At 61.7% G+C, this 21105-nt stretch carries 13 protein-coding genes; 7 read left to right on the top strand and 6 right to left on the bottom strand.

What is annotated here, in order from left to right; all coding sequences use genetic code 11:
• Positions 1 to 49: 49 nt before the first annotated feature.
• The 4 genes from N2A98_RS18065 to mnmC form a co-directional block, all read right to left on the bottom strand.
• Entirely contained in the window at positions 50 to 1234 is a 1185-nt protein-coding gene (locus N2A98_RS18065) for an osmoprotectant NAGGN system M42 family peptidase (RefSeq protein WP_032896028.1), read from the bottom strand.
• A 163-nt stretch (positions 1235 to 1397) separates the two neighbouring features.
• The gene (ngg, locus tag N2A98_RS18060; protein WP_044274890.1) at positions 1398 to 3143 is read right to left on the bottom strand and encodes an N-acetylglutaminylglutamine synthetase; all 1746 of its coding nucleotides are present in this window, start codon (positions 3141 to 3143) and stop codon (positions 1398 to 1400) included.
• A 3-nt stretch (positions 3144 to 3146) separates the two neighbouring features.
• Positions 3147 to 4919 (bottom strand): N-acetylglutaminylglutamine amidotransferase, encoded by a 1773-nt coding sequence (locus N2A98_RS18055; protein WP_044274889.1) that lies wholly within the window; start codon positions 4917 to 4919, stop codon positions 3147 to 3149.
• 136 nt (positions 4920 to 5055) lie between these two features.
• The gene (mnmC, locus tag N2A98_RS18050; protein WP_275622459.1) at positions 5056 to 7056 is read right to left on the bottom strand and encodes a bifunctional tRNA (5-methylaminomethyl-2-thiouridine)(34)-methyltransferase MnmD/FAD-dependent 5-carboxymethylaminomethyl-2-thiouridine(34) oxidoreductase MnmC; all 2001 of its coding nucleotides are present in this window, start codon (positions 7054 to 7056) and stop codon (positions 5056 to 5058) included.
• Positions 7057 to 7210: 154 nt separating this feature from the next.
• Here mnmC and pap point away from each other — a divergent pair, with 154 nt between their 5' ends.
• From pap to N2A98_RS18035, 3 genes are all read left to right on the top strand, one after another.
• A complete protein-coding gene (gene pap / locus N2A98_RS18045; RefSeq protein WP_032896033.1) occupies positions 7211 to 8725 on the top strand; it encodes a polyphosphate:AMP phosphotransferase in 1515 nt (504 codons plus the stop codon).
• A 199-nt stretch (positions 8726 to 8924) separates the two neighbouring features.
• A complete protein-coding gene (locus tag N2A98_RS18040) occupies positions 8925 to 10109 on the top strand; it encodes a thiolase family protein (RefSeq protein WP_275622458.1) in 1185 nt (394 codons plus the stop codon).
• 684 nt (positions 10110 to 10793) lie between these two features.
• Positions 10794 to 11756 (top strand): DMT family transporter, encoded by a 963-nt coding sequence (locus tag N2A98_RS18035; protein WP_078803536.1) that lies wholly within the window; start codon positions 10794 to 10796, stop codon positions 11754 to 11756.
• On the opposite strand, the gene N2A98_RS18030 is transcribed toward N2A98_RS18035, so the two are convergent.
• Positions 11719 to 12492 carry an AcvB/VirJ family lysyl-phosphatidylglycerol hydrolase gene (locus N2A98_RS18030; RefSeq protein ID WP_052439813.1) on the bottom strand — a complete coding sequence of 258 codons (774 nt, stop codon included), beginning with the start codon at positions 12490 to 12492 and terminating at the stop codon, positions 11719 to 11721. The two genes, N2A98_RS18035 and N2A98_RS18030, sit on opposite strands and share 38 nt — an antisense overlap.
• A gap of 107 nt (positions 12493 to 12599) precedes the next feature.
• Entirely contained in the window at positions 12600 to 13988 is a 1389-nt protein-coding gene (locus N2A98_RS18025) for a class II fumarate hydratase (protein WP_275622457.1), read from the bottom strand.
• A gap of 196 nt (positions 13989 to 14184) precedes the next feature.
• On the opposite strand from N2A98_RS18025, the gene N2A98_RS18020 reads away from it, so the two are divergent.
• The 4 genes from N2A98_RS18020 (at position 14185) to N2A98_RS18005 (ending at position 21092) form a co-directional block, all read left to right on the top strand.
• Positions 14185 to 14703 carry a DUF2059 domain-containing protein gene (locus N2A98_RS18020; RefSeq protein ID WP_014719258.1) on the top strand — a complete coding sequence of 173 codons (519 nt, stop codon included), beginning with the start codon at positions 14185 to 14187 and terminating at the stop codon, positions 14701 to 14703.
• A gap of 6 nt (positions 14704 to 14709) precedes the next feature.
• Complete coding sequence (locus tag N2A98_RS18015) at positions 14710 to 15003, top strand: BolA family protein (RefSeq protein WP_038450988.1); 294 nt, start codon at positions 14710 to 14712, stop codon at positions 15001 to 15003.
• Between the two features lie 145 nt (positions 15004 to 15148).
• On the top strand, positions 15149 to 17899 hold the full coding sequence (locus tag N2A98_RS18010; RefSeq protein WP_275622456.1) for an RHS repeat-associated core domain-containing protein: 2751 nt from the start codon (positions 15149 to 15151) through the stop codon (positions 17897 to 17899).
• A gap of 205 nt (positions 17900 to 18104) precedes the next feature.
• Positions 18105 to 21092 carry an RHS repeat-associated core domain-containing protein gene (locus N2A98_RS18005; protein ID WP_275622455.1) on the top strand — a complete coding sequence of 996 codons (2988 nt, stop codon included), beginning with the start codon at positions 18105 to 18107 and terminating at the stop codon, positions 21090 to 21092.
• Positions 21093 to 21105: the final 13 nt, after the last annotated feature.

The raw sequence follows: 21105 nt of genomic DNA, 5'->3' as shown, positions 1-21105 counted from the left end.
GGCGATGCTACTGCGCCGGGACCTTTGTTGCCAGTATCCACTCACCGCGTCAGGACTTCTGGCCGACCAGGCTGTCTACCGACGGCACGCGGGTGTCGCTCTCCATTTGCGTTTCATGCTCGATCTGATGGCTGAACCGATCCAGTGAACCCTGGGCCGGTTGCGCATCGCTGGCAAACACCGGCGGGCTGAGGATGTAAGCGCCCAACAAGCGGCTAAGGGCGGCCAGGCTGTCGATATGGGTACGTTCGTAGCCATGGGTGGCGTCACAACCGAAGGCCAGCAACGCGGTGCGAATATCATGGCCGGCGGTGACCGCCGAGTGGGCATCGCTGAAGTAATACCGGAACAGATCGCGGCGCACCGGCAGGTCGTTGTCCGAGGCCAGGCGCAGCAAGTGGCGGGACAGGTGATAGTCATAAGGACCGCCGGAATCCTGCATGGCCACGCTTACCGCATGTTCGCTGGACTGCTGGCCGGGGGCGACCGGGGCGATATCGATGCCGACAAACTCACTCACATCCCAGGGCAGGGCGGCCGCTGCACCGCTGCCGGTTTCTTCGGTGATGGTGAACAGCGGGTGGCAGTCGATCAGCAAGGGCTGGCCACTGTCGACGATGGCCTTGAGCGCAGCGAGCAGGGCGGCGACGCCGGCCTTGTCGTCCAAGTGGCGGGCGCTGATATGCCCGCTTTCGGTGAACTCGGGCAGCGGGTCGAACGCCACGTAGTCACCGACGCTGATTCCCAGGGAATCGCAGTCGGCGCGCGTGGCGCAGTAGGCGTCCAGGCGCAGCTCCACATGGTCCCAGCTCACCGGCATTTCATCCACGGCGGTGTTGAACGCGTGCCCGGAAGCCATCAGCGGCAACACGCTGCCGCGAATCACGCCGTTATCGGTGAACAGGCTGACACGGCTGCCTTCGGCAAAGCGGCTCGACCAGCAGCCCACCGGCGCCAGGGTCAGACGCCCGTTGTCCTTGATCGCACGCACGGCGGCGCCGATGGTGTCCAGGTGCGCGGAGACAGCACGGTCAGGGCTGTTTTTCTGGCCCTTGAGGGTGGCGCGAATGGTGCCGCGCCGGGTCATCTCAAACGGGATGCCGAGTTCTTCCAGGCGTTCGGCGACGTAACGCACGATGGTGTCGGTAAAGCCGGTGGGGCTGGGAATGGCGAGCATTTCCAACAGCACTTTTTGCAGGTACGCGAGATCAGGTTCGGGAATGGTTCGGGTCATGGAAACTCCTGATGAGTTGAGGGCATCGATGGTTTCGATGAGGGGTAGAGCTTCGTTGCCTGTGCCGGCCTCTTCGCGAGCAAGCCCGCTCCCACATGGGGAATGCATTTCAAGTGTGGGAGCGGGCTTGCTCGCGAAGGCGCCGGTACAGGCGACACATCACTCAAGTCGCCGGCTGACTGTGTGGAAACAACAAATCCACAAACTTCTCAGCCGTGGGTTGCGGTTCATGGTTGGCCAGGCCGGCCCGTTCGTTGGCTTCGATAAACACATACTCCGGCTGGTCGGCCGCAGGCACCATCAGGTCCAGGCCGACCATAGGGATATCCAGGGCACGGGCCGCACGCACGGCGGCGTCCACCAGCGTGGGGTGCAGGATCGCCGTGACATCTTCCAGGCAACCCCCGGTGTGCAGGTTGGCGGTGCGTCGCACGGCCAGTTGCACGCCACGGGGCAGGATGCTGTTGTAGTCGTAACCTGCGGCTTTGAGGGTGCGCTCGGTTTCTGCATCCAGCGGGATTTTGCTCTCGCCATCGGTGGCCGCCTGGCGGCGACGGCTCTGCGCCTGGATCAACGCGCGAATCGAATGTTGACCGTCGCCGATCACTTCGGCAGGGCGACGAATCGCAGCCGCGACCACTTCAAAGCCGATCACCAGGATGCGCAGGTCCAAGCCTTCGTGGAAGCTTTCCAGCAACACGCGGCTGTCGAACTGGCGCGCCGCTTCGATCGCCTGCTGCACCTCCTCGATGCTCTGCAAATCCACGGCGACGCCATGGCCTTGCTCGCCGTCCAGCGGCTTGACCACGATGCGCTGGTGTTCGTCGAGAAACTCCAGGTTGTCGTCGGCACTGCCGGCCAACTGTTGCACCGGCACATGCAGGCCTGCCGCCTTGAGCACCTTGTGGGTCAGGCTCTTGTCCTGGCACAGGGTCATGCTGATGGCGCTGGTCAGGTCGCTCAGGGACTCACGGCAACGCACGCGACGCCCGCCGTGGCTGAGGGTGAACAGGCCTGCATCGGCATCGTCCACCTGCACATCAATGCCGCGCCGGTGGGCTTCTTCGACAATGATGCGTGCGTAAGGGTTGAACTCCGCCTGCGGCCCCGGGCCCAGAAACAGCGGTTGATTGATACCGTTCTTGCGCTTGATCGCGAAGGTGGTCAACGCCCGAAAGCCGAGCTTGGCGTAAAGGCTCTTGGCCTGGCGGTTGTCGTGCAGCACCGACAAGTCCAGGTAGCTCAAGCCTCGGCTCATGAAGTGCTCCACCAAGTGGCGCACCAACACTTCACCGACGCCAGGGCGCGTGCATTGCGGGTCGACGGCCAGGCACCAGAGGCTGCAACCGTTCTCCGGGTCGTGGAAGGCTTTGTGATGGTTGAGGCCCATCACGCTGCCAATCACTGCGCCGCTGTCTTCATCTTCGGCCAGCCAATACACCGGGCCGCCTTGATGACGTGGGGTAAGGCGCTCCGAGTCGACGGGCAGCATTCCGCGCCCTTGATACAGGTGGTTGACCGCTTGCCAGTCGGCCTCGCTCTGCACCCGGCGAATGCGAAAACCGCGAAACACACGGGTGGCCGGACGGTAGTCGGTGAACCACAGGCGCAGGGTGTCGGACGGGTCGAGGAACAGTTGCTGCGGGTCAATGCCCAGGATTTGCTGGGGCGCGGCCACGTACAGCGCGATATCGCGCTCGCCGGGCTGCTCGTTCAGCAGTTCCTGGGCAAGGCTTGCCGGGTCGGGAAAGGTGTGGCCGATCAACAACCGGCCCCAGCCGCAATGCACGGCAATCGGGTCGGCGGCCAGTGCGCTGCCATCTTCGGCCAGGCGCGCCTGCAGGCGCTCGTAGGTCGGCGCCTGACCCTTGAGTAAGCGTTGGCTGTAAGCCGCGGCATTCGGTTTCATGGATCAGATTCCTTGTTCGCTCAGCCACAGGTTCAGCGCCGCCAGCTGCCACAGCTTGGAGCCGCGCAGCGGGGTCAGTTGGCCTTGCGGGTCGGTGAGCAAGCGGTCGAGCATGGCCGGGTTGAACAACCCGCGGTCCTGGCTTGGGTCCAGCAGCAACTCGCGCACCCAGTTCAAGGTATCGCCCTGCAGGTGCTTGAGGCCGGGCACGGGGAAGTAGCCTTTCTTGCGGTCGATGACTTCGCTGGGGATCACCCGTCGCGCCGCTTCCTTGAGCACCTGTTTACCACCGTCGGGCAGCTTGAATTTGGCCGGTACCCGGGCCGAGAGTTCTACCAGGCGGTAGTCGAGGAACGGTGTGCGCGCCTCCAGGCCCCAGGCCATGGTCATGTTGTCCACGCGTTTGACCGGGTCATCTACCAGCATCACCGTGCTGTCCAGGCGCAGGGCCTTGTCCACGGCCGCGTCGGCGCCCGGCATTGCGAAATGCTCGCGCACGAAGTCGCCCGCAGCGTCGTTGGCGGTCAGCCATTTGGGCGCGACGGTGGCCGCGTAGTCGTCGTAGCTGCGGTCGAAAAACGCCTCACGATAGGCCGCATACGGGTCGCTGGCGCCGTCCACTTGTGGGTACCAGTGGTAACCGGCGAACAATTCATCGGCGCCCTGGCCGCTTTGCACCACTTTGCAATGCTTGGCCACTTCCCGCGACAGCAGGTAGAAGGCGATGCAGTCATGGCTGACCATCGGCTCGCTCATGGCGCGGAAGGCTGCCGGCAGTTGCTCGATGATCTCGCTTTCGGCGATGCGCAGTTGGTGGTGATGGGTGCCGTAGTGTTTGGCGATCAGGTCTGAGTACTGGAACTCATCGCCACGTTCGCCGCCGGCGTCTTCAAAGCCGATGGAGAAGGTCGACAAATCCTCCACGCCCACTTCGCGCAGCAGGCCGACGAGCATGCTCGAGTCGACGCCGCCTGACAGCAACACACCCACATCCACCGCCGCACGTTGGCGAATGGCCACGGCTTCGCGGGTGCTGTCGAGCACGCGGTCGGTCCAGTCTTCCAGGGTCAGGTGTTTTTCGTCCGCATGGGGGCCGTAGGGCAGGGTCCACCAGGTTTTCTGTTCAGTCTTGCCGCTGGCGTCGATGCGCATCCAACTGGCAGGCGGCAGCTTTTCGATGCCGGCCAACAGCGTGCGCGGTGCGGGCACCACGGCGTGGAAATTCAGGTAGTGGTTGAGGGCGACCGGATCGAGGATCGGGTTGATGTCACCGCCCTTGAGCAACGCGGGTAACGCCGAGGCAAAGCGCAGGCGCTGGCCGGTGCGCGACAGGTACAGAGGTTTGACCCCCAGACGGTCGCGGGCGATGAACAGGCGCTGGGCATCACGCTCCCAAATGGCAAAGGCGAACATGCCGTTGAGCTTGGGCAGCAACGCTTCGCCCCAGGCGTGATAACCCTTGAGCAACACTTCGGTGTCGCCACCGGAATAGAAGGCGTAACCCAGGGCTTCCAGCTCTTGGCGCAGCTCCGGGAAATTATAGATAGCGCCATTGAAGGCCAGGGACAGCCCCAGGTGGGCGTCGACCATCGGCTGGGCGGAGCCGTCCGACAGGTCCATGATTTTCAGGCGGCGGTGGCCCAGGGCAATCGGCCCTTGGGCATGAAAACCCCAGGCGTCGGGGCCTCGGGGGGCGAGGTGATGGGTGATGCGTTCTACGGCTGCCAGGTCGGCAGGTTGATGATCAAAGCGTAACTCGCCAGCTAATCCACACATAAGTTCCTTACCGGTTTTTCCGTTGGGGAGGGGTCAACACTCAATACGCCCAAAAGGGCGCGTACCCAGAAACTGACCCAGTGCTATGCGTGGAGTTTTAGACCGATAAGTTATAAGGCCGCTAATCACTTTGCCATCAATCGGTCTCTTTGCGGGGCACGGCTTGGCCTCGAACCAGAGCCCGCAGGGCAAAGCGGTTGGGATGGCAAGCCTCGGCTACGCTGGTTGGCACTGGCAGGGGCTCATCACTCAGCCAAGCAGCCAGCAGTTCGCCGCACAACGGCGCAGTAATCAGGCCGCGCGAGCCATGGCCGCTGTTCAGATAGAGCCCCGGCAACCACGGGCATGGCGTTTGCGGCACTTGCCGGGCGTCTTTGCCCAGTACCGCATAAGCCTGCTCAAACGCAGCATGGTCAGCCAGTGGCCCAACGATGGGCAGATAGTCAGGGCTGGTACAACGAAACGCGGCACGCCCCTCCAGCTGTTCGGGCGCCAAGCGATCAGCACCCAGGCGCTGCAGCAGGTCGGTAGAAATCTCACCCAGCATCTGCAGGTTGCCGTGGTGTTCGGCGGGCGTGGGCGTGAGGTCCTGATTGGTGAAGTCAAAACTGGCGCCCAGGGTGTGTTCGCCAAGCCGAGCCGGTGCGACGTAGCCCTCGGCACAGACGACAGTGGCCAGGGCCTTACTTGCCGGGGTTTGCGCCAGCCGCGTGATCTGCCCACGGATGCGCTTGAGCGGCACGTCAGCACTGAAGGGAAAACGCTTGATCTCCGCAGCCCCGGCGAGCACCACGACACTGGCGCTGGCCAGCACGCGGTCACCGGCGCGGGCTTGCCACTGGTCGTCGAGCCGGTGCAGTTCCAGTGCCTCGTGGTGGGTGAGCACTTCAATCAGGGGATGTTTCGCCTGCCACTGGCACAGCGCGGGTGGATGCACCCAACCGCCCTGTGGAAAAAACAACCCGCCGTGGGCCAGTTCGATTCCCGCCTTTTGCTGCGCCTGCTCGCGGTCCAGCAGGTGCAGCAGGTCTGGAGCGAAGGCGTGTGCCAATTGAGCCTGACGCTGGCTCTCCTTGGCATCAAACGCCAGTTGCAACACGCCACAGCCGTCCCAATCGACGCCTCGGTGCAAGTGTTCCAGCAGACGCCGGGTGTGGCCAAAACCGCTGAGTATCAGTTGGGACAAGGCCGTGCCATGGGCCGAAAGCTTGAGGTACAACACACCCTGTGGGTTGCCCGAAGCTTCCTGTGCCAGGCCGGCGTGGCGCTCCAGCAGGCTGACACGCCAGCCACGGGCGGCGAGGCTGGCGGCGGTCGCACAGCCGGCCAAGCCGCCGCCGATGACCAGGGCGTGACGTTCACCCTCGATGGCGGGAGGCCGGGCGAACCAGGGTTTACGTGGGGCTGGCGCGGGAGCGTCCTCGGGCCAGCCGAGAAACTCCCCACGCAGGATCTCCCATTTATGCCCGATGCCCGGCGTGCGTTTCATCTTGAACCCGGCGGCATTGATCAACCGCCTTACCCAGCCGGTGCTGGTGAAGGTGCTGATGGTCGAACCTGGAGCCGCCAGGCGTGCCAGTTGGGCGAACAGCTCGGCGGTCCACATGTCGGGGTTTTTCGCCGGAGCGAACCCGTCGAGAAACCACGCATCGATTTGGGCGTCCAGTTGCGGCAATTGTTCCAGCGCATCGCCGATCAGCAGGGTCAGGGTCACGCGGCCGTTGTCCAGTACCAGGCGTTGGAAGCCCTGGTGGATGGCAATGTAGTGCGCCAGCAGTTGCTCGGCCAAGGGTTGCAGCTCGGGCCAGAGGGCGAGGGCGCGTTGCAGGTCGGCATGGCTGAGGGGGTATTTTTCCACGCTGACAAAGTGCAGTCGCGCACCGGCCACCGCGTGCTGTTGGAACAACTGCCAGGCGCAGAGGAAATTCAAGCCGGTGCCGAAGCCAGTCTCACCAATCACCAGGCGCCCACCTGCCGGCAAGGCGGCGAAGCGTTCCTGCAAGCGGTTCTGCTCCAGGAAAACGTAGCGGGTTTCTTCCAGGCCCGACTGGTCGGAGAAATACACATCGTCGAACACCCGCGAATGCGGGCGGCCTTGATCATCCCAGTCGAGCTGGGCGTGGGTGATGGGGTTCATGGCGACTCATAAAATGAAAGCGGGCAAAGACAAGGCGGCCATTCTAGCCGATCAACAGGCATTGAATTGATCCATGGCAAGGCTGGGTTGTATTTCCTTGCGCGTGTCGGGGCCCAATCCGCTAGTCTTGAGCCATCTTGAAACGGAGCTGCCCATGTTCGAATCCGCCGAAATCGGTCACGCCATCGACAAAGACACCTACGACGCCGAAGTGCCGGCCCTGCGTGAAGCCTTGCTGGAAGTTCAATACGAGCTGCAACAGCAGAAGCGCTTCCCGGTGATCATCCTGATCAACGGCATCGAGGGCGCGGGCAAGGGTGAAACCGTCAAGCTGCTCAATGAATGGATGGACCCGCGCCTTATCGAAGTGCGCACCTTCGACCAGCAGACCGACGAAGAACTGGCGCGTCCGCCGGCGTGGCGCTACTGGCGGCAACTGCCGGCCAAGGGCCGCATGGGCATTTTCTTCGGCAACTGGTACAGCCAGATGCTGCAAGGCCGCGTGCATGGGCAGATCAAGGATGCGCGCCTGGACCAGGCCATCGCCGGCGCCGAGCGCCTGGAAAAGATGCTCTGCGATGAAGGTGCGCTGATCTTCAAGTTCTGGTTCCACCTGTCCAAAAAACAGATGAAGGCGCGCCTCAAGGCCCTGGCCGACGACCCGCTGCACAGCTGGCGTATCAGCCCATTGGACTGGCAGCAGTCCAAGACCTACGACAAGTTCGTGCATTTCGGTGAGCGGGTGCTGCGCCGCACCAGCCGCGATTACGCGCCGTGGCATGTGATCGAAGGCGTCGACCCCCATTACCGTGGGCTGACCGTGGGCAAGATCCTGCTCGATGGGCTGCAAAGTGCGCTGAAGCAGGCCAAGGTCAAGGCCAGCGGCATGAACCCGGCGCCGTTGCTGGCCTCGGTGGACCGCAAGAGCCTGCTCGACAGCCTCGACATGACCCTGCGCCTGGACAAGGACGATTACGAAGAACAACTGATTACCGAACAGGCACGCTTCTCTGGCCTGATGCGCGACAAACGCATGCGCAAGCACGCCCTGGTGAGTGTGTTCGAGGGCAACGACGCGGCGGGCAAGGGCGGGGCGATCCGTCGGGTGGCGGCGGCACTGGACCCGCGTCAGTACCACATCGTGCCGATTGCCGCGCCCAGCGAAGACGAACGGGCCCAGCCGTATCTATGGCGGTTCTGGCAGAAGATCCCGGCGCGCGGCATGTTCACCGTGTTTGACCGCTCCTGGTACGGCCGCGTGCTGGTGGAGCGTATCGAAGGTTTCTGCACCCCGGCAGACTGGATGCGTGCCTATGGCGAGATCAATGACTTTGAAGAGCAGCTACGCGATGCGGGGGTGATCGTGGTCAAGTTCTGGCTGGCTATCGACAAGGAGACGCAGCTGGAGCGCTTCCAGGCCCGAGAGGAGATCCCCTTCAAACGCTTCAAGATTACCGAAGACGACTGGCGCAACCGCGACAAGTGGGACGACTACCGTGCGGCGGTGGGCGACATGGTTGACCGCACCAGCACCGAGGTGGCGCCCTGGACCCTGGTAGAAGCCAACGACAAGCGCTGGGCGCGGGTCAAGGTGCTGCGCACCATCAACCGTGCGCTGGAAGAAGCGTTTGATAAAAGCGACAAGCACGACAAAAAGAAAAAGAAATAGCCTGTAGGAGCGAGCTTGCTCGCGAAAAACGTCAACGATAACGCGTGCTTCCTGAGTGAACGCGGCGCCTATTAGTTTTTCGCGAGCAAGCTCGCTCCTACAGAGGCTCCATGCTTTTGCATCCACGCAGTGAATGATCATCGCGGTCGGCCAGGCATGGCTCTATCCTCGATCCACAACCCCAAGATCGAGGTAGCCCATGCGTGAAGTAGTGATCGTCGACAGCGTGCGAACCGGCCTGGCCAAATCCTTTCGCGGCAAGTTCAACCAGACCCGTCCCGATGACATGGCGGCCCATTGTGTCAATGCGCTGCTGGCCCGCAACGGCATCGACCCGGCGAGGGTGGAAGATTGCATTGTCGGCGCCGGCTCCAACGAAGGCGCCCAGGGCTATAACATCGGGCGTAACGTGGCGGTACTCTCGCAACTGGGCACCGGTACGGCGGGCATGACCCTCAATCGTTTCTGTTCCTCGGGCTTGCAAGCGATTGCCATTGCCGCCAACCAGATCGCTTCGGGCTGCAGCGACATCATTGTTGCCGGTGGCGTGGAGTCCATCAGCCTGACCATGAAGAGCGTCAACACCGATAACCTGATCAACCCGCTGCTTAAAGAACAGGTGCCGGGCATTTACTACCCCATGGGCCAGACCGCCGAAATCGTTGCGCGGCGCTATCACGTCAGCCGCGAAGACCAGGACCTTTACGCGCTGCAAAGCCAGCAGCGCACCGCAAAGGCCCAGGCTGATGGCTTGTTCAATGATGAAATCGTGCCGATGGCGGTCAAGTACAAGGTCGAGGATAAGAATACTGGCGCGGTGCAGATCCTGGATGGCGTGGTCGACCGGGATGACTGCAACCGCCCGGACACCACCCTGGCCAGCCTCAGCGGCTTGAAGCCGGTATTTGCCGAGGATGGCTCGGTGACGGCAGGTAATTCCTCGCAGCTTTCCGACGGTGCGTCGATGACCCTGGTGATGAGCCTGGAAAAAGCCTTGGCACTGGGGCTCAAGCCCAAGGCATTTTTCCGGGGCTTTACCGTGGCCGGTTGCGAGCCGGATGAAATGGGCATTGGCCCGGTGTTCTCGGTGCCCAAGTTGCTCAAGGCCAAGGGCTTGCAGGTGGCGGACATCGACCTTTGGGAACTCAATGAGGCTTTTGCTTCTCAGTGCCTCTACGCGCGTAACCGCCTGGAGATTGATAACGCCAAGTACAACGTCAACGGTGGTTCGATTTCCATCGGGCATCCGTTTGGCATGACCGGTTCGCGGCAGGTGGGGCATCTGGTGCGGGAGTTGCAACGGCGCAATCTGCGGTATGGGATTGTCACCATGTGCGTGGGGGGCGGGATGGGTGCTACCGGGCTCTTTGAAGCCGTGCGCTGACTCCGGTTGGAACAGCGCCAGTGTGGGAGGGCTAATGTGGGAGCTGGCTTGCCTGCGATGACGGCCTGCCAGCCGACACTTCTCTCCCTGACACCCCCCGATCCAATTGTGGGAGCTGGCTTGCCTGCGATAACGGCCTGCCAGCCGACACTTCTCTCCCTGACACCCCACCATCCAACTGTGGGAGCGGGCTTGCTCGCGAAGGCGGCCTGGCAGTCAACACAGTTGGATTGTGTACATATCCATTGCTGCGGTAACGGCCACTTAGGGTTCCGCCCTGACGGCGGCTCACTTTTGAAAAGCGCAAAAGTAAGCAAAACGCTCTTGCCCCACCACTCGGCACCTCGCCTAGGCTCGGTGTGCCCGAACACAGGCTTGAATCCGTGGGCCGCCGCCACGCGCCATCCATGGCGCGGGGCGGCTAACCCGGCATCCTGCCGGGTTACCCACGAATTCAAGCCTGCGTTCGGCCAGCGTGGTTTAACGGGGCGCCTGAGATCAAAATCAAAAGCAGAGCAAGAGCGGCTCGCTTCGCATCGTGGTTACCGTTGATCGCAACAGCATTGTGTGGATACCTATGGCCATCGCAGGCAAGCCAGCCCACACTCAAAACTGTGACGTATCCCAATTCAGTGACTTGCCCCTAGAATGCCTGCTCCACTTCCTCTGGCATCTGGGGCTCTCATGCACATTTCTTCCGGCCGCTGGGTCTATGGTTTTTTCCTGACCCTGCTGACCGCGTTTCTGTGGGGCATTCTTCCGATCAAGCTCAAGCAAGTGTTGCAGGTGATGGACCCGATCACCGTGACTTGGTTTCGCCTCGTGGTAGCGGGCACTTGCCTGTTCGTTTACCTGGCCGCTACCAAACGCCTGCCCAGCCGCAAAGTGCTTGGCCCCAAGGGTGGTTGGCTGGTGGGCATGGCGGTGTGTGGCCTGGTGGGCAACTACGTGCTGTACCTGGTGGGCCTGAAAATGCTCAGCCCAGGCACGGCGCAGTTGGTGGTGCAGATGGGGCCGATCTTTCTGATGGTAGCCAGTGTGTTTGTGTTCAAGGAGCGCTTCAGCCTGGGGCAGGGAGTGGGGCTGATGGTGCTGATCGCAGGCTTTGGCTTGTTCTTCAACCAACGCCTGGCGGAGTTGCTGACGTCCATGGGCACTTACACCGCCGGTGTGCTGACGATCCTGCTCGCCACCACCATCTGGGTGTTCTATGCCCTGGGGCAGAAGCAGTTGCTGACGGTGTGGAATTCGCTGCAGGTGATGATGGTGATCTACCTGTCGTGTGCGCTGTTGCTCACGCCCTGGGCACATCCGCTGGAGGCGTTGCAATTGAGCCCGTTGCAAGGGTGGCTGCTGCTGGCGTGCTGCATGAATACGCTGGTGGCCTACGGCGCATTTGCCGAAGCCCTGGCGCATTGGGAAGCCTCGCGGGTCAGTGCGACCCTGGCGTTGACGCCGTTGGTGACCTTTGTGGCGGTGGCAGTGGCGGCCTGGCTGTGGCCTGACTATGTGCAGGCAGAACAGATCAATGCCGTGGGGTATACCGGCGCACTGGTGGTGGTGTTGGGCTCGGCGACCGTGGCGCTGGCTCCATCACTGCTGGCCGGGCTCAGAGCGCGTCGCGTACATCTGGATGCTGTTCGATAAGGCGTTGGGCCAAACCGTCGAAATCGCCATTGAAGGTGTGGCTGCCGTCGATCCTGGTTATGGTTATCCACGCTGGACGTGACGACAAACTGCATAAACCATCAGCATTTTCAGTGGAGTGGAAGCAATTGACGGGTATTTGCCCTTCCAACGGATACAGCGCGGGCAATGGATCATGGTGCAGGACGGGTTTGCGCAGTTGTCGATAGGACTGGCTGATTCGGTTGAACCAGCCCACGTTCATGTCGTCGCCCAGTTCTATTTCGAGGAACACATCCTCAGTGGGGTCCAGCAATGTCAATTGCGTGATGCGTGCTCGGTTTTCGGGCTTGAGGTGATCGATGAGCGAAGGCAAGACATTTGCACCGAAAGAGTAGCCGACCAGCCACACCCGCGGAGCATTCCAAATCTTGCGGTAAACCGTGATCAGGCCGTCCAGTTGTGCCGCCGAGTCAGCCACTGGTTGTTCATGCCAGAAATATGCTTGCGTACTGATGCCTAATACACCGTAGCCACGTTCATTTAAATTGCGGCTCACTGCCTGCTCCAGCGGCGCCCAGCCCCTGTCGCCTGAATAGAAAATGACCAGTTCGTGCCGAGTCGGCGCTGTTGCGGGCGGGTTCAGGATGACTGGGTATGGCTTCAATGCCGGGTTGTCGGCCAGGTATCGAAAACCCGCCCAGACCAGGCCGGCGGCCAATAGCAAGATACCGGTCAGTGCGTAGATGCGTTTCATAGCCGTGTCGCCAGCTCCGATGAGCTTTGATTAGGCCTCGGGCTGGCTGACATAGATAGCTGTGAAAGTTGACAGTAGACGCGTTCAACGCGCAGGCGTAGGTGCGATCAATGGCCTGCGTCTACCATGTTTTCCGGGCGCACCCACTGGTCAAACTCGGCCTCGGTAAGGTAGCCCAGCTCCAGTGCAGCCTCACGCAGTGTCAGCCCTTCGGCGTAAGCCTTCTTGGCGATCTCGGCCGACTTGTCGTAGCCGATATGCGGGTTGAGTGCAGTGACCAGCATCAGCCCACGCTCCAGGTGCTGGGCCATTTGCACGGCGTCGGGTTCGAGGCCGGCAATGCAATGCTCCTGGAAGTTGTTGCAGCCATCGGCCAGCAGGCGGATCGACTCCAGCAGGTTGTGGATGATCACCGGTTTGTACACGTTCAACTGCAAGTGCCCCTGGCTGGCGGCCATGCCGATGGTCACGTCGTTGCCCAGCACCTGGCAGGCCAGCATCGACAGCGCTTCGCATTGGGTGGGGTTGACCTTGCCGGGCATGATCGAACTGCCCGGTTCGTTGGCCGGCAACTTGACTTCGGCCAGCCCGGCGCGAGGGCCGGAACCCAGCAGGCGCAGGTCGTTGGCGATCTTCATCAGCGCCACGGCCAGGGTTTTCAGCGCGCCGTGCAGGGTCACCAGCGGCTCATGGCCGGAGAGGGCGGCGAATTTGTTCGGCGCGGTGACAAAAGGAAAGCCTGACAATGCGGCCAGTTCGGAGGCAATCGCCTCGCCAAAACCATGGGGCGCATTGAGGCCGGTGCCGACGGCGGTGCCGCCCTGGGCCAGCTCGCACACCGCGGGCAGGGCGCTGCGGATCGCACGCTCGGCGTAATCGAGCTGGGCGATAAACGCCGACAGCTCCTGGCCGAAGGTGATCGGCGTAGCGTCCATCATGTGGGTACGGCCGGTCTTGACCAACTTCATATGCCGCGCGGCCAACTCCGCCAGGCCGCCGGACAAGGTGGCGATCGCCGGCAGCAGTTGCCTGTTCACCGCTTGCACCGCAGCAATGCTCATGGCGGTGGGGAAGCAGTCGTTGGAACTCTGGGAGCGGTTGACGTGATCGTTAGGGTGCACCGGGCTCTTGCCGCCACGGTTGTTGCCGGCCAACTCGTTGGCGCGGCCGGCGATCACTTCGTTGGCGTTCATGTTGCTCTGGGTGCCACTGCCGGTCTGCCAGACCACCAGCGGGAACTGGTCGTCATGCTGGCCGTCCAGGACCTCGTCGGCAGCCTGCTCGATCAGGCGGGCGATGTCGGCGGGCAGGTCGCCGTTACGGTCGTTGACCCGTGCCGCAGCCTTCTTGATCAAGGCCAGGGCATGCAATACCGCCAGCGGCATGCGCTGCTCGCCAATCGCGAAATTGACCAGCGAACGTTGGGTTTGCGCGCCCCAATAGGCGTCATCAGGGACCTGTACTTCCCCCAGGCTGTCGGTTTCGATACGGCTCATCGGTCACCCTCCTTATGTTGTCGTGATTGGTCAGTTTAGGCCCTGGCGGCCAGCGTGGGTTCCCTAAAAGCGCTTTTGTGTCACCGCGCCCCGTGAAACCGGGGCTTGCCATGGGGTGGGGTTGAGCCGCGAGGTTTTTTAGGCGCAGAATGGTCGCCCTTGGGGTCTTACCTCGCCTGCTAGAAAAGGAAACTCGATGACTCGTCTTCGTGCCATCTGTACCGCGGTTGCTCTGGTTTGCGCCAGCGGCCAGGTTCTTGCCGATACCGCCAGCCACAACGCCAGTGCCGAAGCCTTCCTTACCCTGGCCCATGCTGACAAGCTGGGGACCCCGGTGTACATGCAAGTGCAGCAAATGTTCGCCCAGCGTTTCGAACAGACCAAGGCGCCTGCCGCCAAGCAGTCCGTACTGGACAGCTACCAGGCCAAGGCCAACGCCGCTCTGGACCAGGCCATCGGCTGGCCGAAGCTCAAGCCAGACATGGTCAAGCTCTACACCACCAACTTCAGTGAATCCGAACTCAAGGACCTGGTAGCGTTCTATCAGTCGCCACTGGGTAAGAAAGTCCTGGAAAAAATGCCCCAGCTGACCCAGCAATCGGCCCAGATGACCCAGGCCAAGCTGGAAAGCGCCGTACCGGTGGTGAACAAGCTGTTGGAAGACATGACCAACGAGCTGGCGCCCAAAGCCGCCGCACCGGCCAAGAAGAAGTAAGCAGGAATGACCATGCAACAGCGTATCGAAACGGCCCTTGCCGCCCTGGCCCCGGAACATTTGAGCGTGCTGGATGAAAGCCACATGCACAGCCGTGGGTTGCAGACCCACTTCAAGGCCGTGCTGGTCAGCCAGCAGTTCGAGGGGCTCAACCGCGTCAAGCGCCACCAGAAGGTCTACGCCACCCTGGGTAGCCTGATGAGCGAGTTCCATGCGCTGGCGCTGCATACCTACACGCCTGAAGAATGGGCGACCATCGACGCAGCCCCGGCCTCGCCGACCTGCGCCGGCGGGCACTGAAAACCTTTGAGACCGGCAGGTGCCAACCTGCTGGTCTCGATAGGTGCTATCAGGATCTGGTTACAAAAGGCCGTCTTCAATACCCCCTTCCCAATGCCGAGACCTCTAGGATTTTTTGACCTTAGTGCAAACAGGTCATGAATTCATGTCTAACGCTCTTCATCGAAATACACCTACCTTGACGGCCATTGACCCTCGCGGGTTAGCCGTGCGCACTGTGCAGTATCACCGCGCAACGCTTGCGCACTCCCCACAGCCGCGCGTCAATCGCCAAGTGTTTGGGGTCAGTGGTTTCTTACTGGAACAGTGGGACCCACGTCAGTTCGCCCTCGGCTCGACCGGGGTGGCGGCGCAATCGAACCTTTATAGCCTCTCCGGCGAGGCCGTGCGTACCCTGAGTGCGGATGCCGGCTGGCGCCTGCTCTTGCACGGCGCAGCGCGGCAGCGCCTGTATAGCTGGGACTCACGTGGCGCCCATCAAGCGTTTCGCTATGACCGTTCGCTGCGTCCTGTGGCGGTGTTCGAACAATCGGCAGAGGACTCGTCACCCCGTTGTGTCGAGCGTATGACCTACGCGCCCGCAGTCCCTGCCGAGGCCGTCGGTAATCGCTGCGCACGGCTGATTCGGCATACGGACCCGGCAGGCGTTCTGCTGATGGAGGCGTACGGGATCGATCAACGCGTCATCAAGCAAACCAGGCGGTTTCGCGCCGACACCGCGCTGGTCGACTGGCCACAAAGCGATGAGGCCCAAGATCTGCTAGTGGAACGCCAGGCCTATACCACTACCTGGCGTTACGATGCATTGGGTGCGCTGCTTGAGCAGACCGACGCCAAGGACAACCGCCAACAGTGGCGCTATGGGCAACAGGGCTGGCCGGCAGAAGTGGCGCTGACGTTGAAGGATGGCGAGCGCCAGGTGTTAATGGATCAGCGCGCTTATAATGCCGGCGGCCAGATCGTGTCCGAGCGGGCGGGTAATGATGTCACTAAAGTCGCCCGTTATTGCGAGCAAGATGGCCGGTTGCTGGAACTTAAGGTCTATCGTAAAGGGCAGGCCGCCGCGCCGTTGCAGCAGCTTGTTTATGAATACGACCCAGTGGGCAACATTCTCAGTCTTAGCGATCTGGTCCAGCCGACTCAATGGCACAGCAACGCCCGGATCGACGCAATCAGTCGATACCAGTACGACACGCTTTATCAGTTGATCCAGGCCAGCGGCCGGGAAAACAGCGCCAACACTGGCGGCCAGAAGCTCCCGACCGCGGTGCAGTTCGGGGCGACGGATCGGGGGCTGTGGCGCAATTACACCCAGCATTATGCCTATGATGCGGCGGGCAATTTGACGCGCCTTCGACACGTGCCCTCCAGCGGCACAGGCTATACCCGCGAAATGCGGGTCGCTGCGTTCAGCAACCGCGCCCTGCCTGCAGTGCAAGGGCGGCAGGTTCAATGGGATGAAGCGTTCGATGCCAATGGCAATCAATTGTCGCTCGACGGCGTACAGCAGGCCGTCTGGGATGTGCGCAACCAATTGACCTACACCACCCAGGTACAGCGTGAGAACGGTGACCCGGATGTGGAGAGTTACCTGTATGACAGTCAAGGCCTGCGCGCACTCAAGGTGCGCAGCCGTGAAGCGCGTACAAAACCTTACACCCAGGGAACCTATTACCTGCCAGGCCTGCAGGTCCACAAGCAAAGCACACAGCGCTTCAATGTGCTGGACATCGATACGGGCGGTGGGCGAGTCACCGTGGTGCAATGGGAGTCGGGTAAGCCCGGCGAGATGAGCGCCCATCAGTTGCGATTCAGCATTCTGGATCACCTCAAGAGCTGTGCGCTGGAACTGGACGAACAGGCTCGGTTGTTGAGCCAGGAGCATTACTATCCTTATGGCGCAACGGCGTGGTGGGCAACCAGCAATCGTATTCGGGGGGACCACAAGGTTCGTCGTTACTCGGACAAGGAGCGCGATGCCACGGGCTTGTATTACTACGGCGCCCGTTATTACGCGCCGTGGTTGCAGCGTTGGATCAGCCCGGACCCGATGGGCGATGTGGACGGCTTGAACCTGTATGCGATGGTCCGGGGCAATCCCGTGGGGTTCAGGGATGCCGGTGGCACGCAAACGACGTTTGGCGAGCAATTCCAGCCCAGTCGAGGGGATATCATTTTCGGCCTGGCCGCCACAATTACTGCCTACAGGAGTTTCTGGTCGAAGCTGAGTGCGCGGGGGGATGCGATGGTGGCCTATTTTTCAGGCGCGGAACTGCAGCGCTGGACTGCCGGGCTGGCGCCTCCCGTTCGCGCCTTCTCTGCTTTTCGCAACGCGAATGCGGACCTCTTCAGAGACTTGACGCAAAACCCAGACGATCCAGCGAAAGCTAACGAACTCAAGGCTGAGCTCATTGAGCAGCTTTCGGTCGGCGTCCGGCCGTTTTACGAGGGCATTGTTTTGAAGTACTCAGGGTGTACGTCAACTGCCTGCAACCAGCAATTCGCAAGGAAGTTTGTCAGTGATCTTGGCGCAGGCAAATATTCACTTGTAGCGACGGCTCACCAATACATTGGCACAGACCTTTTGACCATCCAGCAAAAGATCGTCACTCGAAGCAGCAAGTCCGCTTTGGAAACCTTGACCAGCTTGCACAGTGCGGCGGTGGTCCATTTCGCTCTCGACAATTTGGACATAGGAGCCGTCATCAGCAAGCAGGGGGTATCTGCTACGGCTTCCGAGCTGCGCTGGCTCTATCGGCACAGGACGCAACTGGCAGGCCGCGTGAGGTTCTATCAAAACCAACAACGGGTCGACGCGCCTTGGGAGTCAAACGCGTCTGCCTGGCGTCGCTACACCCCGCGGCGTCCCGGGGTATCAGGGCGGGCGGCACGCTGACCAAACGCCTCGGCATGTGAGCACATACCCTATGGGAGCGGGCCCCTGCCACATTTGATCTTCAAGAGCGCCGCCTCGACCCGCGTGAGCGGGGCGGGGCGATGCCAGTACCCGGACACACAAAAGCATCCTCCTGCACCACCTTTCTCGCCCCCCCGTCCCTAGGCTTTCAGGACTACTTATTCAGCAATAAGGTCTTGAGATCATGTCTGATTCCATCCATCGAAACACACCGTCCCTGGTCGCAGTCGACCCACGTGGGTTAATTGTTCGTAACGTCAATTACCACCGCTCAAGCGCGGAGGTTGAACCGCAGGTGCGCATTCATCGTCAGGTCTTTGGCAGTACAGGCTTGATGATTGAACAATGGGACCCACGTCTGTTGCAGTTGTCACGGTCACAACCCGACACCGCGCCTAATCAACGCACGGTCTATAGCCTTGGTGGACAAGCGTTGCGCACCCACAGCGTGGATGCCGGCTGGCGACTGACGCTGCTGGGGGAAGCCGGGCATCTACTCGAAGAATGGGATGGCCGGGGTGCTCACCAGGCTCATCACTACGATCAATATCTGCGGCCGATCGCCGTCTTCGAGCAGGCGGCCAGTGACGAGCAAGCGTTGTGCGTCGAGCGTCTTGCCTATGCCGTGTCCTCGGATGAGGAGGCTGCGCGCAACCGCTGTGGCCGGGTGGTTCGCCACGATGACGGCGGCGGCTCGTTGTTCCACGAGCGGTATGGGCTGCACGCAGAAGTTGCTCAGCAGATCCGACGCTTTCGGCAGGCGGATGCCACGCTGGATTGGCCGCAGCCCGCTGCACAACGCGAGGTGCGCCTGGAGCCCGAGAGGTTCCAGACATCCATTGGGTTTAACGCGCTGGGTGAGCGCCTGCATCACACGGACGCCAAGGGCAATCGCTTTGACTACGCCTACGGCATTGACGGCCAACCGGCGAGTATTGTTGTGACGCCCAAGGGCGGCGTGCGTACGCAGGTGCTGGGCCAGCGGGACTACAACGCAGCGGGTCAGGTGCTCAGCGAACGCGCCGGCAACGGCGTTGTGCGTGCCATGCAATACCGTGAGTTTGACGGTCGCTTGCTGCAAATGACTGCCCATCTACCCGCACAACCGGGCGCAGCGTTGCAAGACCTGCGCTACGACTATGACGGCGTTGGCAACATCGTGCGGATCGACGACCTTGCCCAGCCGACGCAATGGTCGAGCAACACCCGAATCAGTTCGGCCAGCCTCTATGAGTACGACTCGTTATCGCAACTGACCAAAGCCACTGGCCGCGAAACCGCCGGTAACACGGGAGGCCCGGCGTTGCCGGCGAATGTGACGTTTGGCTCGACTGACGACAGCGTATGGCGTCGCTACACCCAGCGATTTTGGTATGACGCCGCCGGCAATTTGCTCAAGTTGCAACATGTGCCCAGCAGCGGCGCCGGCTTCACGCGGCAGATGAGCGTGGCCGCGGGCAGCAATCATTTTGTGCCGCAGGCTGATGGCAAGACCGCGCCGGGGTTGGGCCAGGGCTTTGACCGCAACGGCAATCTGCAAGCGTTGGCAGGTGATCACAAGATGAGCTGGGATGTGCGCAATCAACTGGTGCGCCTCACGCAGGTGCGACGCGAGGGCGGCAATGACGATGAAGAACGCTACGCCTACGATGCCGCGGGCCAGCGCATCCTCAAACGCAGGGTCTCCCAGGCCAGGGGCGTGGTGCATACGGCCCAGGTGCGCTACTTGCCGGGGCTGGAAATTCGGCATGACAGCGCAACGGGTGAGCAACTGAATGTACTCAACCTTGATGCCGGTACGACCACGGTGCGCATCCTGCTTTGGGATCGCCACCCTTCGGGAGGACGCCAAGAGGCGCAGATCCGTTACGGCTTGTCGGACCACTTGGGCAGCAGCAGCCTGGAGTTGGGCGAGCAGGCGCAACTGCTCAGCCAGGAAAGTTATTACCCTTACGGCGGGACCGCGTGGTGGGCGGCGAAAAGCTCCAGCGAGGCGAGTTACAGGTTCATCCGTTATTCGGGCAAGGAGCGCGATGCCAGTGGGCTGTCTTACTACGGCTTCAGGTATTACGCGCCGTGGTTATGCCGCTGGATCAGCCCGGACCCGACCGGCGATGCCGATGGCTTGAATCTGTACGCCATGGTTGGCGGTAACCCAGTCACCCAGGTCGATGTGCAAGGGCTGGCCGCCACACCGGCTTTGGAGGAGCCGCAGGACAAACAAATACGCAGGCTTTCCGTCAGTCGCAGGCTCGCGAATATAGGGCGGGTTATGCGCCCCAGGATACAAGCAGCCTCGTCGGCCGCGATTCGCGATGGATTATCCACCTATATCGCCAATGCCATCGCGACGGGCGTCGATCTGGCGATCTTCAGCAACCTGCAGCCCACGGCGCAACGCAACCAGATTTTGCGCATTAGCGTGGCGGTGCTTGATGCCGTGTCCTCGGCACATATGAGCACCGGTATCGTCGGTAACTGGACGCACTATGCGCCACAGATCGGTGCTGTTTTTGCAGGTGCCGCAGGTATGGGTTATGCCATGTATGGCGACTCGATAGGTGATCAAGCCGAGCACAGCTGGGACCCGGTGGCGGTTCAGCGTTTGGGCGGGCATGTTCGCGCGCTCTCCAGGGAACTGGTGCAGCAAGTCTTGCGTGGGCACGGTACTGGCATCTCCTGGGGCAGCACGCCCCTGAGCGGCAGGGTCACGCGTACCGCCGGAACGACGGCGGCCTATGCCCTCGCTACCGTGGCCAATGCTGTTTATGGCGGGCAAGTGCCTGCGCTGATGCAACCCAATGTCTCACCTGCAATAGAAGCCTACGACGGGGCGGTGGGAACGATGATTCGCGGCGGTCACCTGACCGCTGCCCACGACCCCCATGGCCAGACCCTGCAAATGCCGGACCCTGCCGCGACGATACACGGTGGGTTGAGCCGAATGTTCAATCAGGTGTGGACGCATTGGGCCGCGTCCGGTGTCGAGGCATTGGCTGTTGCGCTGACGGGCCTGCCCCAGGCCGCACAAAGCCGGACCACTCGAACGATTGTCATGGCTGCCCGCGGCGTGATTGCATCACTGACCGAATGGCGCGGCTTTTTCGTAACGTTTGCCCGGCGCGGGTATACAACGTTGGCCTCGCGCTGGGGCGCAGCCCGGCGATCCTGAGGAGAAGATGAAT

The sequence above is a fragment of the Pseudomonas sp. FJ2-5-13 genome (assembly GCF_029201605.1).
GTDB classification, from domain to species: domain Bacteria; phylum Pseudomonadota; class Gammaproteobacteria; order Pseudomonadales; family Pseudomonadaceae; genus Aquipseudomonas; species Aquipseudomonas lactis.
Note: the sequence above shows the minus strand (reverse complement) of the source record. Positions and strands in the feature narration are given on the sequence as shown.